Annotated in this window: 16 protein-coding genes; 9 read left to right on the top strand and 7 right to left on the bottom strand. The window is 71.1% G+C overall.

Annotated elements, in window-relative coordinates:
• Window positions 1–60: 60 nt before the first annotated feature.
• A complete protein-coding gene (locus ACGFYP_RS21030) occupies window positions 61–1,434 on the bottom strand; it encodes a cation:dicarboxylate symporter family transporter (protein ID WP_393495485.1) in 1,374 nt (457 codons plus the stop codon).
• A 123-nt stretch (window positions 1,435–1,557) separates the two neighbouring features.
• On the opposite strand from ACGFYP_RS21030, the gene ACGFYP_RS21025 reads away from it, so the two are divergent.
• The 4 genes from ACGFYP_RS21025 (at window position 1,558) to ACGFYP_RS21010 (ending at window position 5,575) form a co-directional block, all read left to right on the top strand.
• Window positions 1,558–3,222 carry an ATP-binding protein gene (locus ACGFYP_RS21025; RefSeq protein WP_393495482.1) on the top strand — a complete coding sequence of 555 codons (1,665 nt, stop codon included), beginning with the start codon at window positions 1,558–1,560 and terminating at the stop codon, window positions 3,220–3,222.
• Complete coding sequence (locus ACGFYP_RS21020; protein WP_393495479.1) at window positions 3,219–3,941, top strand: response regulator; 723 nt, start codon at window positions 3,219–3,221, stop codon at window positions 3,939–3,941. Before ACGFYP_RS21025 ends, ACGFYP_RS21020 begins: the two co-directional genes overlap by 4 nt.
• 204 nt (window positions 3,942–4,145) lie before the next feature.
• The gene (locus tag ACGFYP_RS21015; RefSeq protein WP_393495772.1) at window positions 4,146–4,754 is read left to right on the top strand and encodes a helix-turn-helix domain-containing protein; all 609 of its coding nucleotides are present in this window, start codon (window positions 4,146–4,148) and stop codon (window positions 4,752–4,754) included.
• Between the two features lie 65 nt (window positions 4,755–4,819).
• On the top strand, window positions 4,820–5,575 hold the full coding sequence (locus ACGFYP_RS21010) for a tyrosine-protein phosphatase (protein ID WP_393495476.1): 756 nt from the start codon (window positions 4,820–4,822) through the stop codon (window positions 5,573–5,575).
• On the opposite strand, the gene ACGFYP_RS21005 is transcribed toward ACGFYP_RS21010, so the two are convergent.
• Both ACGFYP_RS21005 and ACGFYP_RS21000 read right to left on the bottom strand, forming a co-directional pair.
• Window positions 5,572–6,669 carry a helix-turn-helix domain-containing protein gene (locus tag ACGFYP_RS21005; RefSeq protein ID WP_393495473.1) on the bottom strand — a complete coding sequence of 366 codons (1,098 nt, stop codon included), beginning with the start codon at window positions 6,667–6,669 and terminating at the stop codon, window positions 5,572–5,574. The genes ACGFYP_RS21010 and ACGFYP_RS21005 overlap by 4 nt on opposite strands.
• Before the next feature lie 289 nt (window positions 6,670–6,958).
• Window positions 6,959–7,984 (bottom strand): ATP-dependent 6-phosphofructokinase, encoded by a 1,026-nt coding sequence (locus ACGFYP_RS21000; protein WP_361959470.1) that lies wholly within the window; start codon window positions 7,982–7,984, stop codon window positions 6,959–6,961.
• Window positions 7,985–8,242: 258 nt separating this feature from the next.
• On the opposite strand from ACGFYP_RS21000, the gene pta reads away from it, so the two are divergent.
• The 3 genes from pta to pyk all read left to right on the top strand — a co-directional run bounded on the left by pta (window position 8,243) and on the right by pyk (window position 13,122).
• A complete protein-coding gene (pta, locus tag ACGFYP_RS20995; protein ID WP_393495470.1) occupies window positions 8,243–10,348 on the top strand; it encodes a phosphate acetyltransferase in 2,106 nt (701 codons plus the stop codon).
• Complete coding sequence (locus tag ACGFYP_RS20990; protein WP_393495467.1) at window positions 10,345–11,559, top strand: acetate kinase; 1,215 nt, start codon at window positions 10,345–10,347, stop codon at window positions 11,557–11,559. Before pta ends, ACGFYP_RS20990 begins: the two co-directional genes overlap by 4 nt.
• Before the next feature lie 132 nt (window positions 11,560–11,691).
• The gene (gene pyk / locus ACGFYP_RS20985; RefSeq protein ID WP_361959479.1) at window positions 11,692–13,122 is read left to right on the top strand and encodes a pyruvate kinase; all 1,431 of its coding nucleotides are present in this window, start codon (window positions 11,692–11,694) and stop codon (window positions 13,120–13,122) included.
• A gap of 100 nt (window positions 13,123–13,222) precedes the next feature.
• Here pyk and ACGFYP_RS20980 read toward each other — a convergent pair whose 3' ends face one another.
• The 4 genes from ACGFYP_RS20980 to ACGFYP_RS20965 all read right to left on the bottom strand — a co-directional run bounded on the left by ACGFYP_RS20980 (window position 13,223) and on the right by ACGFYP_RS20965 (window position 17,494).
• Window positions 13,223–14,512 (bottom strand): hypothetical protein, encoded by a 1,290-nt coding sequence (locus ACGFYP_RS20980; protein ID WP_393495463.1) that lies wholly within the window; start codon window positions 14,510–14,512, stop codon window positions 13,223–13,225.
• The gene (locus ACGFYP_RS20975; RefSeq protein ID WP_393495460.1) at window positions 14,502–15,146 is read right to left on the bottom strand and encodes a DUF6114 domain-containing protein; all 645 of its coding nucleotides are present in this window, start codon (window positions 15,144–15,146) and stop codon (window positions 14,502–14,504) included. The genes ACGFYP_RS20980 and ACGFYP_RS20975 overlap by 11 nt, the downstream gene beginning before the upstream one ends.
• Before the next feature lie 139 nt (window positions 15,147–15,285).
• Window positions 15,286–15,936 carry a DUF6230 family protein gene (locus tag ACGFYP_RS20970; protein WP_361959488.1) on the bottom strand — a complete coding sequence of 217 codons (651 nt, stop codon included), beginning with the start codon at window positions 15,934–15,936 and terminating at the stop codon, window positions 15,286–15,288.
• A gap of 583 nt (window positions 15,937–16,519) precedes the next feature.
• Complete coding sequence (locus tag ACGFYP_RS20965; RefSeq protein ID WP_393495456.1) at window positions 16,520–17,494, bottom strand: tetratricopeptide repeat protein; 975 nt, start codon at window positions 17,492–17,494, stop codon at window positions 16,520–16,522.
• Between the two features lie 274 nt (window positions 17,495–17,768).
• Here ACGFYP_RS20965 and ACGFYP_RS20960 point away from each other — a divergent pair, with 274 nt between their 5' ends.
• On the top strand, window positions 17,769–18,398 hold the full coding sequence (locus ACGFYP_RS20960) for a TetR/AcrR family transcriptional regulator (RefSeq protein WP_361959494.1): 630 nt from the start codon (window positions 17,769–17,771) through the stop codon (window positions 18,396–18,398).
• A 10-nt stretch (window positions 18,399–18,408) separates the two neighbouring features.
• Window positions 18,409–18,819, top strand: a complete 411-nt coding sequence (locus tag ACGFYP_RS20955; protein ID WP_393495451.1) for a PPOX class F420-dependent oxidoreductase — start codon at window positions 18,409–18,411, stop codon at window positions 18,817–18,819.
• Window positions 18,820–18,873 lie beyond the last annotated feature (54 nt).

Below are 18,873 nucleotides of genomic sequence, written 5' to 3'. Positions count from 1 at the left end.
TCCAATACATCGGATCCAATACATCGGATCCGAGATCGTGGATCCGATGTCCGATCGGGCTCAGACGGCCGCGCGGGCCTTCTCCTCGCCGCCGTCCGCCCACTGGTCCGGTACGGGCGAGTCCTCGTCCGACGCGGGCACCGGCGCGTGGTCGTCGACCAGGGTCTTCTCGTCGAACGGGACCCGTCCGGCGAGGACCTCCGCGACCCGCTCCTTGTCGATCTCCTTGGTCCACGTGCCGACGAGGACGGTGGCGACGGCGTTGCCCGCGAAGTTCGTCAGGGCGCGGGCCTCGCTCATGAAGCGGTCGATGCCGACGATCAGGCCGACGCCGTCGACGAGCTCGGGCCGGTGCGACTGCAGGCCGCCCGCGAGGGTCGCCAGGCCGGCGCCGGTGACACCGGCGGCGCCCTTCGACGCGATGATCATGAAGACGAGGAGGCTGATCTGCTCGCCGACCGAGAGCGGATTGCCCATGGCCTCGGCGACGAAGAGCGAGGCCATCGTCAGATAGATCGCCGTGCCGTCCAGGTTGAAGGAGTAGCCGGTCGGGACGGTGATGCCGACGACGGGCTTGCTGACGCCCAGGTGCTCCATCTTCGCGATCAGCCGGGGCAGCGCCGACTCGGAGGACGAGGTGGAGAGGATCAGCAGGAACTCACGGCCCAGGTACTTCAGCAGCGTGAGGATGTTGACGCCCGCGACCAGCCGGAGCAGCGCGCCGAGCACCACGAAGACGAAGAGGGCGCAGGTCACGTAGAAGCCGATCATGATGACCGCGAGCGACTTCAGCGCGTCGATGCCGGTCGCGCCGACGACCGCCGCCATGGCGCCGAACGCGCCGATCGGCGCGACCCACATGATCATGGCGAGGATGCGGAAGACCAGCCGCTGGATGTGCCCGATCCCGCGCAGCACGGGCTCACCGGCCCGCCCCATCGCCTGGAGCGCGAAGCCCGCGAGGAGCGCGACGAGCAGGGTCTGCAGGACCTCGCCCTCGGTGAAGGCGGAGACCAGCGTCTTGGGGATGATCCCGAGCAGGAAGTCCGCCGTGGACTCGCTCGCCCCGTCGGCCTGCTTGGCGCCCGCCTCCGCGACCTCCTTGGTCAGGTGGAGGCTGGAACCGGGTTCCAGGATGTTGCCGACGACCAGGCCGATGGCGAGGGCGACGGTCGACATCACGAGGAAGTACCCGAGCGCGAGCCCGCCGACGGCCCCGACCTTGGCCGCCTTGCGGACCGAACCGACGCCGAGAACGATCGTGCAGAAGATGATCGGGGAGATCATCATCTTGATCAGGTTCACGAAGCCGGTACCGAGCGGCTTGAGCTCCACGGCGAAGTCCGGCGCCACGAAGCCGACCGTGACGCCCAGGAGCACGGCTCCGATGACGGCGATGTACAGATAATGGGTGCGGTCCCGCTGTGCGGCCACGGGGTCCTCCTCGTGCTGATGGGTGTCCACGTCCCGGTGGATCCCCGCGACTATCCATCAGCCTGTGACCCGGGTCACGCTTACGTTCGTTTCGTTCACGGCCGAACTGTCACACTGGCCGGCATGCGCATACCCCTTCCCCGGCCCCGCAGCCTCGCCGGCCAGCTCTTCGCGATGCAGGTCGTGCTGGTGGCGGCGATCGTGGCCGGGTGCGCGGTCTTCGCGTACGTCACGGACCGCGCCCAGGCCGAGGAGACCGCGCGCCGCCAGTCCACCGCGACCGCGACGGCCGTCGCCGCCTCCCCCTCCGTACCCGCGGCGCTCCGCTCCCCGAACCCCACGGCGCTGCTCCAGCCGTACGCCGAGTCGGTACGGAAGCGGACCGGCGTCGCCTTCGTGGTGATCATGTCCCCGGACGGCACGCGGTGGTCGCATCCGGAGGCGGGCGAGATCGGGCGGACGTACCAGGGCCACACGGAGCAGGCGCTGCAGGGGCGGACCTTCTCCGAGACGCACATGGGCGTGCTCGGGCGCTCGGTCCGCACGATCGCGCCGGTGTACGAGGACGGCAAGGTCGTCGCCCTCGTCAGTTCGGGGATCACCATCGAGAAGATCAGCGAGCAGGTGCGGGAGCAGGTCACGGCCCTCCTCGGGATGGCGGGGGCGGCGCTCGCGCTCGGCGGAGCCGGTACGTACGTCATCAACGCGCGGTTGCGGCGGCACACGCACGGGATGAACGCGACCCAGCTGAGCCGGATGCACGACTACCACGAGGCCGCGCTGCACGCGGTGAGCGAGGGCCTGGTGATGCTGGACGGGCAGCGGCGGATCGCGCTGATCAACGACGGCGCGCGGGAGCTGCTCGGTCTGGACGCGGAGGTCGTGGGCCGGTCGGCGGCCGATCTCGGTCTGCCGGTCTCGCTCACCAGCGCTCTCCTTGCCTCGGAGCCCCGGGTGGACGAGCTGCATCTGACGGCGGAGCGGGTGCTCGTGGTCAACACCCGCCCGGTGGTCGGCGGCGAGCGCCGGGGGACGGTCGCGACGCTCCGGGACCGTACCGAACTCCAGGCCCTGTCGGGCGAGTTGACCTCGGAGCGCGGGTTCACGCAGGCGCTCCGCTCGCAGGCGCACGAGGCGGCCAACCGCTTGCACACGGTCGTGTCACTGATCGAGCTGGGCCGGGTGGAGGAGGCGGTGGGCTTCGCGACGGCCGAGCTGGAGCTGGCCCAGGCGCTCACCGACCGGGTGGTGGACGCGGTCGGCGAACCGGTGCTCGCGGCGCTGCTCCTCGGCAAGGCGGCGCAGGCCAACGAGCGGGGTGTGGAGCTGGTCCTCAGCGAGGACAGCCGGATCGACGACGGGCTCCTGCCGTCGGAGATCCCGTCACGGGACCTGGTGACGATCCTCGGCAATCTGATCGACAACGCGGTGGAGGCGACGAGCGGCACCCCGCACGCGCGGGTCGCGGTCACCGCCCGCACGTGCGACGGGGAACTCTTCCTGCGGGTCCGCGACACCGGGCCCGGGATCGAGCCGGGCGACCGGGACGCGGTCTTCGACCGGGGCTGGTCCACCCACGGCCCGGCCCGCGGCCTCGGCCTGGCCCTGGTCCGCCAGGCGACCACCCGCGCCTCGGGCACGGTGACCCTGACGGACACCCCGGAGGGCGGCGCGGAGTTCACCGTACGGCTGCCGCTGAGTCCGCCGGGTGCGCCGGCGCCGCGCGCCGAGCCCACGACCGAACCGGAACCCAGGGAGTCCGCCCCGGACGCGGAGGTGTCCACGTGAGACAGAGCCAGGGCCAGGGCGAGAGCCAGGGCCAGAGACAGGACATTCGGGTGCTGGTCGTCGAGGACGACCCGGTCGCCGCCGACGCGCACGCGCTCTACGCCGGGCGCGTGGCCGGGTTCACCGTCGTCGGCGTGGCGCACTCGCGGGCCGCCGCCGTGCGGATGCTCGACCGGACGCCCGTCGACCTCATCCTCCTCGACCTCTACCTCCCCGACGGGCACGGTCTCCAGCTGCTCCGCGCCCTGCGCGCCGCCGGGCACTCCGCCGACGTCATCGCGGTGACCTCGGCCCGCGATCTGGCGATCGTGCGCGAGGGCGTGTCCCTCGGGGTCGTCCAGTACGTACTGAAGCCGTTCACGTTCGCGACGCTGCGGGACCGGCTCTCGCGGTACGCCGAGTTCCGCGCCGCCGCGGGCGAGGCGTCCGGCCAGGACGAGGTGGACCGCGCCCTGGCGGCGCTGCGCGCCCCGCAGCCCGCCTCGCTCCCCAAGGGCCTGAGCGCACCGACCCTGGAGGCCGTCACCCGTACCCTCCGGGACGCCCCCGACGGTCTGACCGCGGCCGAGGCCGCCGCGGCCGTCGGCATCTCCCGGATCACCGCGCGCCGCTATCTGGAGCACCTGGTCACCGACGGCCGGGCCGCGCGGGCGCCGCAGTACGGTCAGGTCGGCCGGCCTGAGCTCCAGTACCGTTGGATCACGACGATCGTCCGCTGACCGGACCATGACGTCCGGTTACCGATCCGTGGGTGATCATTACGGATGGTTACCGCCGGGTTCCCACGTTTCTACGACATCTGGCCTTGGGTGAACGCACCGTAGCCAACCGTCACGTTGCGCACCTACGGTGTGGGCGTGCACCACACCCCTCCCCCTCCCTTCAACGCGGTCGCCGCACGGCAGCTCCGCGAAGGTCTCGGCATGGCTCCGGGACATGTCGCCTACGGTCTGCGCGCGCAGTACGGTCTCGCCGTCACCCCCGAGACCGTCGTCGCCTGGGAACGCGGACGCCTCGCCCCCTCCGCCCAGGAACTCACCGCGCTCGCGGGTGTCCTGTGGTGCGCCCCCGGCGAGCTGATCGCCGACGCCACCACCCTGCGCGAGCACCGCATGTCACGCGGCCTCGCGGCGGACGACCTGGCCCGGCGGGTGGGCCTCGACGCCCCCGGCTATCTGCGCATGGAGGAGTCGGGCCGCTGGCGCGGCAACGAACGCCAGACCGCCGCCCTCGCCGAGACCCTCGGCCTCGGGCCCCGCGAGCTGCTTCAGGTGACCGGCAGGGACGACGAGCTGGCGGCGCTGCTCCGGGACGCCGCCACGACGCGCTGGCAGGCGTACGTCCGGCCCGTCGCGAAGCTGCTGCCGCTGCCCAAGCGCGTCCTGGAGCCCGCGCTGCAGCGGCTGCACACCGACTACCACGCCAAGATGGTGGCGACGAGCAGCTGGGGCGCGTCCGGCGACAGCGGGGACGCGGGCCGCGAGTACCTGGACGGCATCGTGGCCCACTTCTGGGACGCCGTCGGCCCCTAGGACGCCGTCGACCCCTGGCGCCCCAGTCCCTGGGGCCCCTCCGCGGCGCCCCCTAGGGTGGTCGCGTGAGACGACACATACCCTTCGACGACCTCCACAACTTCCGTGATCTGGGCGGCTATCGGACCGCCGACGGCGGCACCGTCCGCTGGAACGTCCTCTACCGTTCCGACTCGCTCGCCAAGCTGCACGGCCCCGACCTGGGCCGCTTCCGCGCGCTGGGTGTGGAGACCGTGATCGACCTGCGCTACCCGTGGGAGATCGCCGCCAAGGGCCGGCTGCCGCGGACCCCGGAGACCGAGGGCATCGCCTGGCACAACCTGAGCATCGAGCACCGCCCGTACGACCAGGCGGAGATCGACCCCGACCTCGATCCGTGGCGCTACCTCGCCGACCGGTTCGCCGAGGTCGCCGCCGACGGCGCCGTCGAGCTGCGCGAGGCCCTGGAGGTCGTCGCGGCGGCGGACGGTCCGCTCGTCTTCCACTGCGCCTCCGGCAAGGACCGTACGGGTCTGCTCGCCGCCCTGCTGCTCGGTCTCCTCGACGTCTCCGACGACCAGATCCTCGACGACTTCGCCCTGACCGAGCTCGCCACCGCGCGCCTGGTCGCCGACTGGCACGCCGCCCACCCGGGGCGCGAGCTGCGCTGGCCCGCCTACGGCCGCGCCCCGGCCGAGATCATGCGGCTCGTCCTCGCGGACCTGCGCGCCACGTACGGATCGGTGTACGGGTACGTCACCGGGCATGTGGGTCTCGAAGTGGCCGTGGTCGAGGCGCTGCGCGGACGGCTCGTCGAGCCCGCGCCGGTGTCCACGTCCTAGCGGCGGTCGAAGCTGAAGAGCTGGCCGGCGGCGTCCGCGCGGCAGGGCGCCTGCGCCAGCTTCGCCCACTCGGCGGTCCGGTCACCGACGACGGTCACGCAGGAGTCCGGGGTCGCCGAGCGCGCGGGGACGATGCGATAGCCGGTGACCGGGCTGCCGAAGGGCTCCAGGCGGAACGTTTCGACGCGGCTCGTGTCGCCGCACTCGGAGTCCTCGAACGCGGCGTCCGCGATGCGGCCGCCGGACGGGATGCCGGAGCAGCCGGGGCCGTAGTCCGGGTGGTCGGAAACGATTCGCCACTCCCCGGAGCCGAGGTCCTTGAGCGCGTACCGGGGGACGTCGGCGCCCTCGCACGGCCGCTGGTGGATCTGGCCGCTGCGGCCGCCGCGCCGCTCGTTCAGGCAGAGGTCCGGGCCGATCGCGCGTATCTGTACGTCCCCTGCGGCGGGGGCGGTGACGGTCTTCGGGCGGTCGCCGCTCCCGTCCGTGACCAGGGCGCCGACCACGCTGACGGCGGCGAGGACGAGGCCGGAGACGGCGACGAGGGAGACGAGCGTCCGGCGTACGCGGTGGTGCGGGCCGGGGGGCTCGTCGTCTTCGGGTCCGTCCTCATCTCCGGACTCCGCTCCGGGCTCGGAACGAGATACGGCACCGGGCGCGACTTCCGCGGCCGTCGGCCACGCGGGGGTGGCGCCCGCGCCCGCGGGCTCCTCCCCGTCCGGGTCCCCGTCCGCGTCCCCGCCCCCGTCCGCGTCGGGGTCCCCGTCCTCCTCGGTACCCGTACCCGCGTACACCCCCCGTACCGCCAGCTCCTTGCGGACCGACAGCCAGTTCTCCAGCTCTCCGGGGGCCACCCCGCAGGCGCGGACGAAGGAGGTCAGCAGCTCCTCGCGGGGGACGGTCGAGCGGGCGAGCATGTTCGCCACGGTCGAGCGGGGCAGGACGTCGCCGAGCGCCTCCGCGCGGGCCGACAGGTCGCGGTAGGTCAGCCCGGACCAGTCCTTGAGCTGCTGCAACCGCGCGATGAACGAGGCGGCGTCGGTGGCCTCGCGCGGGTCGGGTGCGCCGCCCCCGCCGGCCGTTCCCTCGGTCATCCGCACTCCCCGCCCCTCCCCCGGACAGGGTTGGGACATGTCCGGGACAGCCCCAAGCCTTGTTGATCCGACTGTTCAACTCAAGAGTGGAAATCGGCAATTCCGGTCAGGGGCCGGAATCGTCACGGGGGAAAGACGGGGGAACCACGGGGGAACGAGTGGGCCCCGATCGTCCACGGGGGGACGATCGGGGCCCACGCACACTCGGGCGTCCGCTTCGGGGCTCCCTCACGGGACTCCACGTCGGGACTCTCGGGACTTCTCGGGACCGAGGTCCCGGACAGCGGGGTCAGAAGACCGACTCGGCCTCGGACATCCGGCTCGCCGGTACGGTCTTCAGCTGCGTCACGGCCTCCGCCAGCGGCACCATCTCGACGTCCGTGCCGCGCAGCGCCGTCATCCTGCCGAACTCGCCCCGGTGCGCGGCCTCCACCGCGTGCCAGCCGAAGCGGGTCGCGAGCACCCGGTCGTACGCCGTCGGCGTGCCGCCGCGCTGGACGTGACCGAGGATGACCGGCCGGGCCTCCTTGCCGAGGCGCCGCTCCAGTTCGACCGCGAGCCGGTTGCCGATGCCCTGGAAGCGCTCGTGACCGTACTGGTCGATCGCGCCCTTCTCGTACTCCATCGAGCCCTCGGCGGGGTGCGCGCCCTCGGCGACGCAGATGACCGCGAACTTCTTGCCGCGCGCGAAGCGTTCCTCGACCATCTTGACCAGGTCGTCGACCTGGAAGGGCCGCTCGGGCAGGCAGATGCCGTGGGCGCCGCCGGCCATGCCGGACTCCAGGGCGATCCAGCCGGCGTGGCGGCCCATCACCTCGACGACCATCACGCGCTGGTGGGACTCGGCGGTGGTCTTGAGGCGGTCTATGGCCTCCGTCGCGACGCCCACGGCGGTGTCGAAGCCGAAGGTGCGGTCGGTGGAGGAGATGTCGTTGTCGATCGTCTTCGGTACGCCGACGACGGGCATCCCCGCGTCGGCGAGCATGCGGGCGGCGGTCAGGGTGCCCTCGCCGCCGATCGGGATGAGCACGTCGATGCCGTACTTCTTCGCCAACTCCGGTGCGGACTCGGCGGCTTCGGAGAGCCGGTTGCGCTCCAGGCGGGCGGAGCCGAGGATGGTGCCGCCGCGGGCGAGGATGCCGCTGACCGCGTCGAGGTCGAGCGGGCGGACGTGTCCGTCGAGGAGACCCTTGAACCCGTCCTCGAAGCCGATGACTTCGTCGTCATGGCCGGTGAGCGCGCGGTGCACGACCGACCGGATCACTGCGTTCAGGCCAGGACAGTCGCCGCCTGCGGTGAGAACTCCGATGCGCATCGTGCTGTGTCTCCTGCTCGGTAGTGGTACATGTGAGCTCTGTCGATTCTCACACGCCCGGTGTGGCCCCCGCGCTCCCGGCTACTCCGCGTGCCGGGCTTCCGGGGCCTTTCGTCCCCCTTTTTCGGGCCGTTCGTCCGGCCTGCGTCCTATCCACCCCCAGAGGTATTGTCAAGGGGGTATCGCCACCCTAACGAGCTTTTTTGAACACACTCGGTTGACGAGACCGGGCGGACAGGACTGGACAGGAGCCATGGCGTGACGCGCAGCGTGTACGTGACCGGGATCGACCGCGGAGACGGCCGGCAGGTGGTCGAGCTGGGAGTCATGGAGCTCCTGACCCGCCAGGTGGACCGGGTGGGGGTGTTCCGGCCCCTGGTGCACGACGGACCCGACCGTCTGTTCGATCTGCTGCGGGCCCGCTACCGCCTCTCCCAGGAGGCGTCGACGGTCTACGGCATGGACTACCACGAGGCCTCGGCGCTCCAGGCCGAGCGGGGCACCGACGAGCTGGTCTCCCGACTCGTCGACCGCTTTCTGGCGGTGGCCCGCGACTACGAGGCCGTCCTCGTCCTCGGTACGGACTTCGCCGCCACCCAGCTCCCCGACGAGCTGGCGCTCAACGCGCGGCTCGCCAACGAGTTCGGCGCCTCGGTGATACCGGTGGTCGGCGGCAAGGACCAGACCGCCGAGTCCGTACGCGCCGAGGCCCGCAACGCCTTCCGGGCGTACGACGGGCTCGGCTGCGACGTCCTCGCGATGGTGGTCAACCGGGTGGCGGGCGAGGACAGGGCGGCCATCTCCGAGCGGCTCTCGGCCCGGCTCCCCGTGCCCTGTTACGTGCTCCCCGACGAGCCGGCCCTGGCCGCCCCGACGGTCGCCCAGATCACCCACCACCTCGGCGCCTCTGTCGTGCTCGGCGACGACGCGGGCCTGGCGCGCGACGCCCTGGACTTCGTCTTCGGCGGCGCGATGCTGCCGAACTTCCTCAACGCGCTGACCCCGGGCTGTCTGGTGGTCACCCCCGGGGACCGCGCCGACCTCGTCGTGGGCGCGCTCGCGGCGCACTCGGCCGGCACCCCGCCCATCGCCGGTGTCCTGCTCACCCTGAACGAGCGGCCCAGCGAGGAGATCCTGACCCTGGCCGCCCGGCTCGCGCCCGGCACGCCGGTCATCTCCGTGCCCGGCAACAGCTTCCCGACGGCGGCCGAACTCTTCTCCCTCGAAGGGAAGTTGAACGCGGCGACGCCCCGCAAGGCGGAGACCGCGCTCGGTCTCTTCGAGCGGCACGTGGACACCGCCGATCTGCTGAAGCGGATCTCGCTGGCCCGCAGCGGCCGGGTCACGCCGATGATGTTCGAGCACGAACTCCTGGAGCAGGCCCGCGCCGACCGGCGTCGCGTGGTCCTGCCGGAGGGCACCGAGGAGCGGGTGCTGCGCGCCGCCGACGTGCTGCTGCGCCGCGACGTCTGCGACCTGACCCTGCTCGGTGACGTCGAGGTGATCCGCAAGAAGGCCGCCGACCTCGGCATCGACCTGTCCTCGCCCACCACCCAGCTGATCGACCCGCAGACCTCCGAGCTGCGCGACTCCTTCGCGACGAAGTACGCCGAACTGCGCGCCCACAAGGGCGTGACGGTGGAGCTGGCGTACGACGTCGTCTCGGACGTCAACTACTTCGGGACGCTGATGGTCGAGGAGGGCCTCGCCGACGGCATGGTCTCCGGCTCGGTGCACTCCACGGCCGCGACGATCCGGCCCGCGTTCGAGATCATCAAGACCAAGCCGGACGCCTCGATCGTCTCGTCCGTCTTCTTCATGTGCCTGGCCGACAAGGTGCTGGTCTACGGCGACTGCGCGGTCAACCCCGACCCGAACGCGGCGCAGCTCGCGGACATCGCCGTGCAGTCGGCGGCCACCGCGGCCCGCTTCGGTGTCGAGCCGCGGATCGCGATGCTCTCGTACTCCACCGGCACCTCGGGCTCCGGCGCGGACGTCGACAAGGTCCGCGAGGCGACGAAGCTGGTACGGGAGTCCCACCCGGAGCTGCGCATCGAGGGGCCCATCCAGTACGACGCGGCCGTCGAGCCGTCCGTGGCCGCGACCAAGCTGCCGGGCTCCGAGGTGGCCGGCCAGGCGACCGTGCTGATCTTCCCGGACCTCAACACCGGCAACAACACCTACAAGGCCGTGCAGCGCTCGGCGGGCGCCGTGGCGGTCGGCCCGGTGCTGCAGGGTCTGCGCAAGCCGGTGAACGACCTCTCGCGCGGCGCGCTCGTCAGCGACATCGTCAACACGGTCGCCATCACGGCGATCCAGTCCCAGGCCCCCCAGGCCCCCCAGTCCCAGGAGCCCACGGCATGACCACCCCCACGCGTGTCCTCGTCCTCAACTCCGGCTCGTCGTCGGTGAAGTACCAGCTCCTCGACATGGGCGACGGCTCGCGGCTCGCGGCCGGCCTGGTGGAGCGGATCGGCGAGGAGACCTCGCGCCTGGCCCACACCCCGCTGCAGGGCGGCGGGGGCGAGAAGCGGGAGAAGAACGGGCCGATCTCCGACCACGCGGCCGCGCTGAAGGCGGTGGCCGAGGAGCTGGCGGCGGACGGCCTCGGGCTCGACTCCCCCGAACTGGCCGCGATCGGCCACCGGGTGGTGCACGGCGGGCTGCGGTTCACCGCGCCGACCGTCATCGACGAGGAGGTGCTCGCCGAGATCGAGCGGCTCGTGCCGGTCGCGCCGCTGCACAACCCGGCGAACCTCACCGGCATCCGTACGGCGATGGCGCTCCGCCCGGACCTGCCGCAGGTCGCGGTCTTCGACACCGCGTTCCACACGACGATGCCGGAGTCGGCGGCCCGGTACGCGATCGACGTGGAGACGGCGGACGCGCACCGCATCCGGCGGTACGGCTTCCACGGCACCTCGCACGCCTATGTGTCGCGCGAGACGGCGAAGCTGCTCGGCAAGGAGCCGGAGGAGGTGAACGTGATCGTGCTGCACCTGGGCAACGGAGCCTCGGCCTCCGCCGTCAGGGGCGGGCGGTGCGTGGACACCTCGATGGGCCTCACCCCGCTGGAGGGCCTGGTCATGGGCACCCGCTCGGGCGACATCGACCCGGCGGTCACCTTCCATCTGAAGCGGGTGGCGGGCATGTCGGCGGACGAGATCGACACGCTCCTGAACAAGAAGTCCGGGCTCGTCGGGCTCTGCGGCGACAACGACATGCGGGAGATCCGGCGGCGGATCGACGAGGGCGACGAGCGGGCGGCGCTCGCCTTCGAGATCTACATCCACCGGCTGAAGAAGTACATCGGGGCGTACTACGCGGTACTCGGCCGGGTGGACGCGGTCGCGTTCACGGCGGGTGTCGGGGAGAACGCGGCTCCGGTGCGGGAAGCTGCGATCGCGGGCCTGGAGGAGCTGGGCCTGGCGGTGGACGCCGACCTGAACGCCGTACGGTCCGACGAGGCCCGGATCATCTCGCCGGCGTACGCGCGGGTGGCGGTCGCCGTGGTGCCGACGGACGAGGAGCTGGAGATCGCGCGCCAGAGCTACGAACTCGTCGCCTCTTCGTAAGCCGCTCCGGGCACCCTCGGAAGCGCCGTCGTAGGCCGCTCGGAAAGTGAACGCCTGAGCGACCCCGCGCCCATTTGTACTTTCCACCAGACGGAATATTCCGCAGTGAAACAAACCGATAGGATCCGCCTCATGCGCCGTTCCAAAATCGTCTGCACGCTGGGCCCCGCCGTCGACTCGTACGAGCAGCTGAAAGCGCTCATCGAGGCCGGTATGAACGTGGCCCGATTCAACATGAGCCACGGGACCCAGGCAGAGCACCAGGAGCGGTACGACCGTCTCCGCAGGGCGGTGGCGGACACCGGCCGCGCCGTCGGTGTGCTCGCCGACCTCCAGGGCCCCAAGATCCGTCTGGAGACCTTCGCGGAGGGTCCCGTCGAGCTGGTGCGCGGTGACGAGTTCACCATCACCACCGAGGACGTCCCGGGTGACAAGTCCATCTGCGGCACCACGTACAAGGGCCTGCCGGGTGACGTCTCCAAGGGCGACCAGGTCCTGATCAACGACGGCAACGTCGAGCTGCGGGTCGTCGAGGTCGAGGGCCCGCGGGTGAAGACCGTGGTCATCGAGGGCGGTGTCATCTCCGACCACAAGGGCATCAACCTGCCCGGCGCGGCGGTCAACGTCCCGGCCCTGTCCGAGAAGGACGTCGAGGACCTGCGCTTCGCCCTCCGGATGGGCTGCGACATGGTCGCCCTCTCCTTCGTCCGCAACGCCGACGACGTCAAGGACGTCCACAAGGTGATGGACGAGGAGGGCCGCCGGGTCCCCGTCATCGCCAAGGTGGAGAAGCCGCAGGCGGTCGAGAACATGGTGGACGTGGTCGCCGCCTTCGACGCCGTCATGGTGGCCCGTGGCGACCTCGCGGTGGAGTACCCGCTGGAGAAGGTCCCGATGGTGCAGAAGCGCCTCGTGGAGATGTGCCGCCGCAACGCCAAGCCGGTCATCGTCGCCACCCAGATGATGGAGTCGATGATCACCAACTCCCGCCCCACGCGCGCCGAGGCCTCCGACGTGGCCAACGCGATCCTGGACGGCGCGGACGCGGTCATGCTCTCCGCGGAATCCTCCGTGGGCGCCTACCCGATCGAGACCGTGAAGACGATGTCGAAGATCGTCGCCGCGGCCGAGGAGGAGCTTCTCTCCAAGGGTCTGCAGCCGCTCGTACCCGGCAAGAAGCCGCGTACGCAGGGCGGATCGGTGGCCCGCGCGGCCTGCGAGATCGCGGACTTCCTGGGCGGCAAGGCGCTGATCGCCTTCACCCAGTCCGGCGACACCGCGCGCCGCCTGTCCCGTTACCGGACGATCCAGCCCATCCTGGCCTTCACCACGGACGAGTCCACCCGCAACCAGCTCACCCTGAGCTGGGGCGTGGAGTCCTTCCTCGTCCCGTTCGTGGAGACCACGGACGCGATGGTCGACATCGTCGACGCGGAGCTGCTGAAGCTCCAGCGGTACGGCGCCGGCGACACCATGGTCATCACGGCCGGCTCGCCCCCCGGCGTCCCCGGCACCACGAACATGGTCCGGGTGCACCACCTGGGCGGCGGCGACAACGCCTGACGCTCCCGGGGCCCCGCGCCCCACGGCATGACGAGGGCCCCCGTCCGGATCGGACGGGGGCCCTCGTCGAGTGCGGCTCCCGGATGGGTCGTGGGGCGGGTCAGCTCGGCTCGACCGTGTTGCGGAGGCCGGGGACCTTGAGCGTGCCGCCGAACTGGCCCGCCTGGAGGACCTCCACGTTGGTGAAGAAGGCGAACGGGACGTCGAGCGGCGGCGGCGTCTGCGGGTTGAAGGTGATCGGGATCAGGCCGAAGAGGTTGCCCTTCAGCTGCTCCGTGTACATGGTCACCGTGCCGTTGCGGATGGTCGACGTCGAGCCCTTGTCCGAGCGGACATGGCCCGTGAGACCCTCCGAGTGCACCGTGAGCTGGTGCAGGTCCTTGATGTCGACCTCGCTCGCGGTGAACTTCAGCGCCTTCTTGATCTTGCCGCTGCCGGTCTTCACCTCGACGATGCCGTGGTACTTCAGCCCCTTCAGCGTGAGCATGGTGCTGTTCAGCTTCCACGGCTCGTCCGGCAGGAGCGGGATGCCCGGCTCCAGTTCGGCCGCCGCGAGCGCCTCGGGGTCGGGCTCGGGGCACGGGAAGCGCGGCTTGGCGCCGTCGGGTATGTCCTCGTCCTTCTTGGCGTCGAGGCCCTTGGCGTCCTCCGGCAGCTCCTCGACCTTCTGACCGGCCTGGTCGGCGGCCTTCTCGATGGCCTCCTTGGTTCGGTCGACGGGGTCGTCGGCGTCCGCCTTGCCCGCGTCGGGCGTGGTGGTCGACGGCTTGGTGGTCGAGGGTGCGGTCGTCGAAGGCGTCGGCGCGGGCTTCGCCGGCTTGGTGGCCGTGGCGGAGGGCGTCGGCGTGGCCGTCGGCGTGGTGTTCGGCCCGTCGAAGAAGTCCTTGATCTTGTCGCCGAGGCCCAGCGGGTCGAGCGGGTTGACGCTCTTCGTCGCCGTCGGGGTGGGCGTCGGGGCCGGGGACTTCTCCTCGGTGGCGCGCTGCTCCGTCGCGGACGTCGCCGAGGGGCTGGCGGTCGGCTTCGGCGACTCCTGCTCCTCGGTGGCCTCCGGCTCGGGCGACTCGGTGGCGCTCGCGCTGGCCGTGGGCTCGGGCGTCTCGGCGGGCTTCGTCGTCTCCTCGGTCACCGGCTCGTCCGAGCGGGTCACGCAGGGGCCGGGTGCGAAGGGGATGTCCTTCTCGTCGGCGACGGCGAGCCTGGGCGCCATGCCCATGCCCATCAGGACCGCGGTCGGCATGGCGGCCAGGGCCATCGCCTTGCCCGCGGGTCCCTGGATCTTGTTCAGCAGCGACTTGCGCGGAGCCGCGTGCCGCGGACCCCTGCGAGCCAGAGTGGCGCCGTCCGCAGCCGTCGCCGACTGCGCCGACTGTGTTTCGTCACCCCGCACTGTTCCTCCCGCCGTTGGCGTCGATCGTCGTTTCGGTCGCCTGCGCACCGGGACCCGCCTGCGGGTCCGGCTCCTCACCGGCGCGCTGCTCCGGGACCGGGGCCTTGTCGAAGTCGACCGCGTGGGTCGCCTCCGTCGCCTCGGTGCCGTGCTGCTGACCGTCGTACTCGTGCTCGCCCGCTCCGGCCTCCGCCCGTTCGCCGGCCGGCTCGGCCGACGGCTGCGCGGTCTCCTCCACCGGGTTGCCCGGGGCCCACGCGACGGAGAGTCCGCCGCCGACCAGGGCGAGCAGGAAGCCCATGAAGAAGCCGCCGAGGTTGGAGACCGGGATGGAGACGAGCGCCAGGACGATCGCCGCGACGCCCGCGAACACCCGGACGATGGGCTGGAACCACATCGTCAGTCCGAGCGTCACCAGAAGCACGCCGATGATCAGGGCTCCGGCGCCGCCCGTGGTCGCCATCGCGATCGTCATGTTGCCGAGTCGCAGATCGGCGTACGGGAAGTAGGCGATCGGTACGCCGCCGATCATGGTGAGCAGTCCGGCCCAGAAGGGTCGGCTGCCCCGCCAGTGGTGGAAGCGGCGCTCGCGCTGGTTCGGGACTCCGCGGGAAGCAGTGGACTCGGCGCTCATGGAAAACAGCTCCCTGGAAGCGGTGTTGCGATGAGAAGTGGAGAAGGTGGCACTGTGGCCGGGAACGGGCGGGGCCGTACGGAACGAACGACGGCCCGCGCCCGCCGGGCGGTTACTGCGGAGACGCAGCACCGAGTGACTACTCGGTGAAGCACTCCTTGGTGCCCTTGTGCAGCTTCAGGCTCAGGTTGCTGAGCTTGAACGTTCCGGCGGTGGTCGCCCACGCCTTCTGCTCCACGTTGGTCAGCGTCGCCGTCTCGGCGCGCTGCGAGAAGCCGTACGGGTTGGCCTTCGTACCCGGCTGGATACCCGGCTTGCCCTCGGACTTCGGGAGCGAACCCGCGGCCACGCCGATGTCGATGTTCCCGAACTCGGCGTCGGCCTTCAGCGAGGAGACATCCAGGTAGATGTCCTTCGCGTAGACCGGCTTGTTCTTCTCCGTACCGGCGCGCAGCTCCAGCGAGACGTTGCCGATGAACGGCACGTCCGGCGTCACGACGGACTGGCACATGTTGGTGATCCAGGCCTCGGAGAAGCCCGAGACACCGACGGGCTCCGCGAACGGCTTGCCGTGCAGGTCCTTACCGGACGCCACGCTGCCGTACTGGACGAAGTCCTTGCCGACAAGGCTGTCGGCCTTCACCTTGAACTCCTGGCCGGAGATGCTGAAGGACGCTGCGAGCGCGCCCTGAGCCAGGCCGACACCGATCGCGGCCGTCGCGGCCACACTCGGCACCATGACGACGGCGAACCGCTTCCATCTGGTCCCGCCACGAACCTGGGACTTCATGAGAATCCTCCTTCTCGGACGTACATCTCCGGATGGGCCCAGGGGCCCGTCCTGGGATGGGAGAAGTGCTACGTCCTCGGGAAGGAGCGCCGAACACCGGGCGCGGAGCGTCCGACTTCACCGGCGATCACCCCCGAGCGACAACCACTGGCCACGCCTTGCGCGCAACCTCTTGGACAGGCCCTGCCGGTAAGAGCAGGAACCCCCCTGTCCACGGCCGGCGCCACTGCCGCCGACCCGCTCGGTGGGGACCCTCGCCGCGAACCCGGATGGTTGCCGGGCTGGTGCGGTATCGGACCGAGCGTCGCCGATCGTGGTCCATTCCGGGCGCCCGCACAAGGGGGTTCGTTACTCGCTAGTAACGGCTGGATAACCTCGCCACGACAGCGCGATGCCGCGTGGCCACACAGGGTGCAGCCCGCGGCATCGGCAAAGCGGGATGATGAAGGGAAAACCCGGACACAATCACGGGTTCGATTTACTGCAAGTAACAGCGGCCGCGATTACCAAGTTTTGGTAAAGCGCGGCCGCGTTTTGTCACTGTGTCGCCAAATCGGCGCCCTTCCCGGTGGGAAGGAATGGGTCAGAAGAGCACCCGCGCGAGGGCCTGACGGGCCGCCGTGACCCGGGGGTCCTCCGGTCCGATGACCTCGAACAGCTCCAGGAGCCGCAGCCGCGCCGCGTCCCGCTCCTCACCGGTCGTCCGCCGCACGGCGTCGACCAGACGACCGAAGGCGTCCTCGACATGGCCGCCCACCAGATCGAGATCGGCGGCGGCGATCTGCGCGGTGGCGTCGCCCGGATTCTCGGCCGCGGTCTTCCGCACCTGCTGCGGGTCCATGTCCTGCACCCGGGCGAGCAACTCCGCCTGGGCCAGACCCAGCTTCGCCTCCGGGTGACCGGGGTCGTCGGCGAGCACGTTCTTGTACGCCTGGACCGCACCGGCCAGGTCACCGGCGTCCAGCGCCGACATGGCCGCTTCGAGCAGCGCGTCGTACGGACCGGCAGGCACCGGGGCCGACTCGGCGGCGCCGTCGGACTCGGCGTTCGGGTCGACGGCGATACCGGTGAGGCCGAAGCGCTCCTCGCCGACCTGGATCAGCTGGTCCAGGGTCTGCCGGATCTGGGCCTCGGGCGCCGCGCCCTGGAAGAGCGGGAGCGCCTGGCCGGCGACCACCGCGAAAACGGCCGGAATTCCCTGGATGCCGAACTGCTGCATCAGCATCTGGTTGGCGTCGACGTCGACCTTGGCCAGCAGGAAGCGGCCGTTGTACTCGACGGCGAGGCGCTCGAGGAGGGGGCCGAGCTGCTTGCACGGCTCGCACCACTCGGCCCAGAAGTCGATGACGACCGGAACCTCGGCCGAGCGCTGCAGGACATCGCGCTCGAAGCCGGCCTCGTCGACATCGATCACCAGGGCAGAGGGGGCGACGGCGGCGGCGCCACCCTGCCGGGCGGCCTCGGCACGCGCCTGCTCCGCCTTCGCCTTGGCCTCACCGGCCGCCTTCACCGCGGCGAGGTCGACGACGCCGCTCATGGACATGTTTCTGGGCTGCATGAGTACATCCTCCCCCTTCCGCGCGCGTAACCGGTACGTCATGGCTGAACCGCGCACCACGGCGCACGGTTCCCGTTCGTTCGCGCCGGGTCCCCACCCGGCGCATGTGGTTGTCGCTCAGGCGGATCGACGTGCCAGGGGGCGGTCGATCACACCTTTCGCTACGGGTCGTAGCGTAACTGTCCCGGTCGGCCCAGGGGAAGGACTCCTCGGTGAACTGGCTCACATCGCGGGCCTCTGGCGCAATACCTACCGGCGGGTATGGTCGATCCCCATGTGTAGCCGCACCAGCCCCCGAAGCCGTACCGGACGCCCCCGCAGCGCCGAGGCCGATGCGGCGATCCTCGACGCGACCCGGGCCGCGCTGGTCGAACTGGGCTGGTCGAAGCTGACGATGGGCGACGTGGCGGGCCGCGCGGGCGTCGCCAAGACCACCCTCTACCGGCGCTGGGCGAGCAAGAACGAGCTCGTCGTGGACGCCGTCGCCGTCCTCTTCGACGAACTCGAACTGCCCGACCTCGGTTCCCTCCAGGCCGACATCGAGCACGTGGTCCTCCAGTTCGCCGCGCTGCTCCAGCGCCCCGAGACCAAGACCGCCCTGATGGCGGTCGTGGCGGAGTCCACCCGGGACGAGCCGCTGCGCGAGCGCATCCGTACCTCCATCGTCGACCGGCAGAAGCGGCTCGTCCTCGAAGGCCGCCAGCGCGCCCAGGAGCGCGGCGAGCTCCCCTCGGACCGGGACCCGGCGTCCGTCGACCGCACCGACGACCTGATCTTCGACGTGATCGCCGGCGCGGTGGTCCACCGCGCCCTGGTGAGCGCCGAACCGGTCGACGCGGCCTGGGTCCAGCGCTTCACGGCCCTGCTGCTCGGAGGTCTGGGCGCGGCGGCGGCCACACCCTAGGGTGACGGCCGTGACGATCACTCTGAACACCGCCGTGCGCGCGCTCCTGGACGAAACCAACCCCGCGATCCTGGCCACCGTCCACCCCGACGGCTCCCCGCAGACCTCGGTGGTCTGGGTGGGCAGGGACGGCGACGACCTCCTGATCTCCTCGCAGGCGGGCCGCCGCAAGGTGCGGAACATCGAGGCCGACCCCCGGGTCAGCCTGACCGTGTACGACAGCAAGGACCCGCAGCTGTACGCCGAGATACGGGGCACGGCCACGGTCACCGAGGACGTCGGCCGCGCGCTCGCGGTCGCGCTCGACGAGCACTACGAGGGCCCGGGCGCCGGCCAGGACTACCTCGACCTGCCGCCCGAGGTGGTGCGGGTGGTCATCCGGGTCACGCCGACGAAGGTGGTCGGCACGGCGACGGAGTAGGCGCGTATGGCAGAGGGCGGTACCGGAAGCTCCGGTACCGCCCTCTGCCATACG

It is taken from the genome of Streptomyces sp. NPDC048370, assembly GCF_043200825.1.
Lineage (GTDB): Bacteria > Actinomycetota > Actinomycetes > Streptomycetales > Streptomycetaceae > Streptomyces.
Note: the sequence above shows the minus strand (reverse complement) of the source record. Positions and strands in the feature narration are given on the sequence as shown.

What these genes read in the sequence shown, in the direction of transcription:
- ACGFYP_RS21015 (WP_393495772.1), top strand. Translation starts at nt 4,146, where the DNA reads ATGGCTCCGGGACATGTCGCCTACGGTCTGCGCGCGCAGTACGGTCTC.
- pyk (WP_361959479.1), top strand. Translation starts at nt 11,692, where the DNA reads ATGCGCCGTTCCAAAATCGTCTGCACGCTGGGCCCCGCCGTCGACTCG.
- ACGFYP_RS21000 (WP_361959470.1), bottom strand. Translation starts at nt 7,984, where the DNA reads ATGCGCATCGGAGTTCTCACCGCAGGCGGCGACTGTCCTGGCCTGAAC.
- ACGFYP_RS20965 (WP_393495456.1), bottom strand. Translation starts at nt 17,494, where the DNA reads ATGCAGCCCAGAAACATGTCCATGAGCGGCGTCGTCGACCTCGCCGCG.
- ACGFYP_RS21025 (WP_393495482.1), top strand. Translation starts at nt 1,558, where the DNA reads ATGCGCATACCCCTTCCCCGGCCCCGCAGCCTCGCCGGCCAGCTCTTC.
- ACGFYP_RS20990 (WP_393495467.1), top strand. Translation starts at nt 10,345, where the DNA reads ATGACCACCCCCACGCGTGTCCTCGTCCTCAACTCCGGCTCGTCGTCG.
- ACGFYP_RS21005 (WP_393495473.1), bottom strand. Translation starts at nt 6,669, where the DNA reads ATGACCGAGGGAACGGCCGGCGGGGGCGGCGCACCCGACCCGCGCGAG.
- ACGFYP_RS20975 (WP_393495460.1), bottom strand. Translation starts at nt 15,146, where the DNA reads ATGAGCGCCGAGTCCACTGCTTCCCGCGGAGTCCCGAACCAGCGCGAG.
- ACGFYP_RS20960 (WP_361959494.1), top strand. Translation starts at nt 17,769, where the DNA reads ATGTGTAGCCGCACCAGCCCCCGAAGCCGTACCGGACGCCCCCGCAGC.
- ACGFYP_RS20970 (WP_361959488.1), bottom strand. Translation starts at nt 15,936, where the DNA reads ATGAAGTCCCAGGTTCGTGGCGGGACCAGATGGAAGCGGTTCGCCGTC.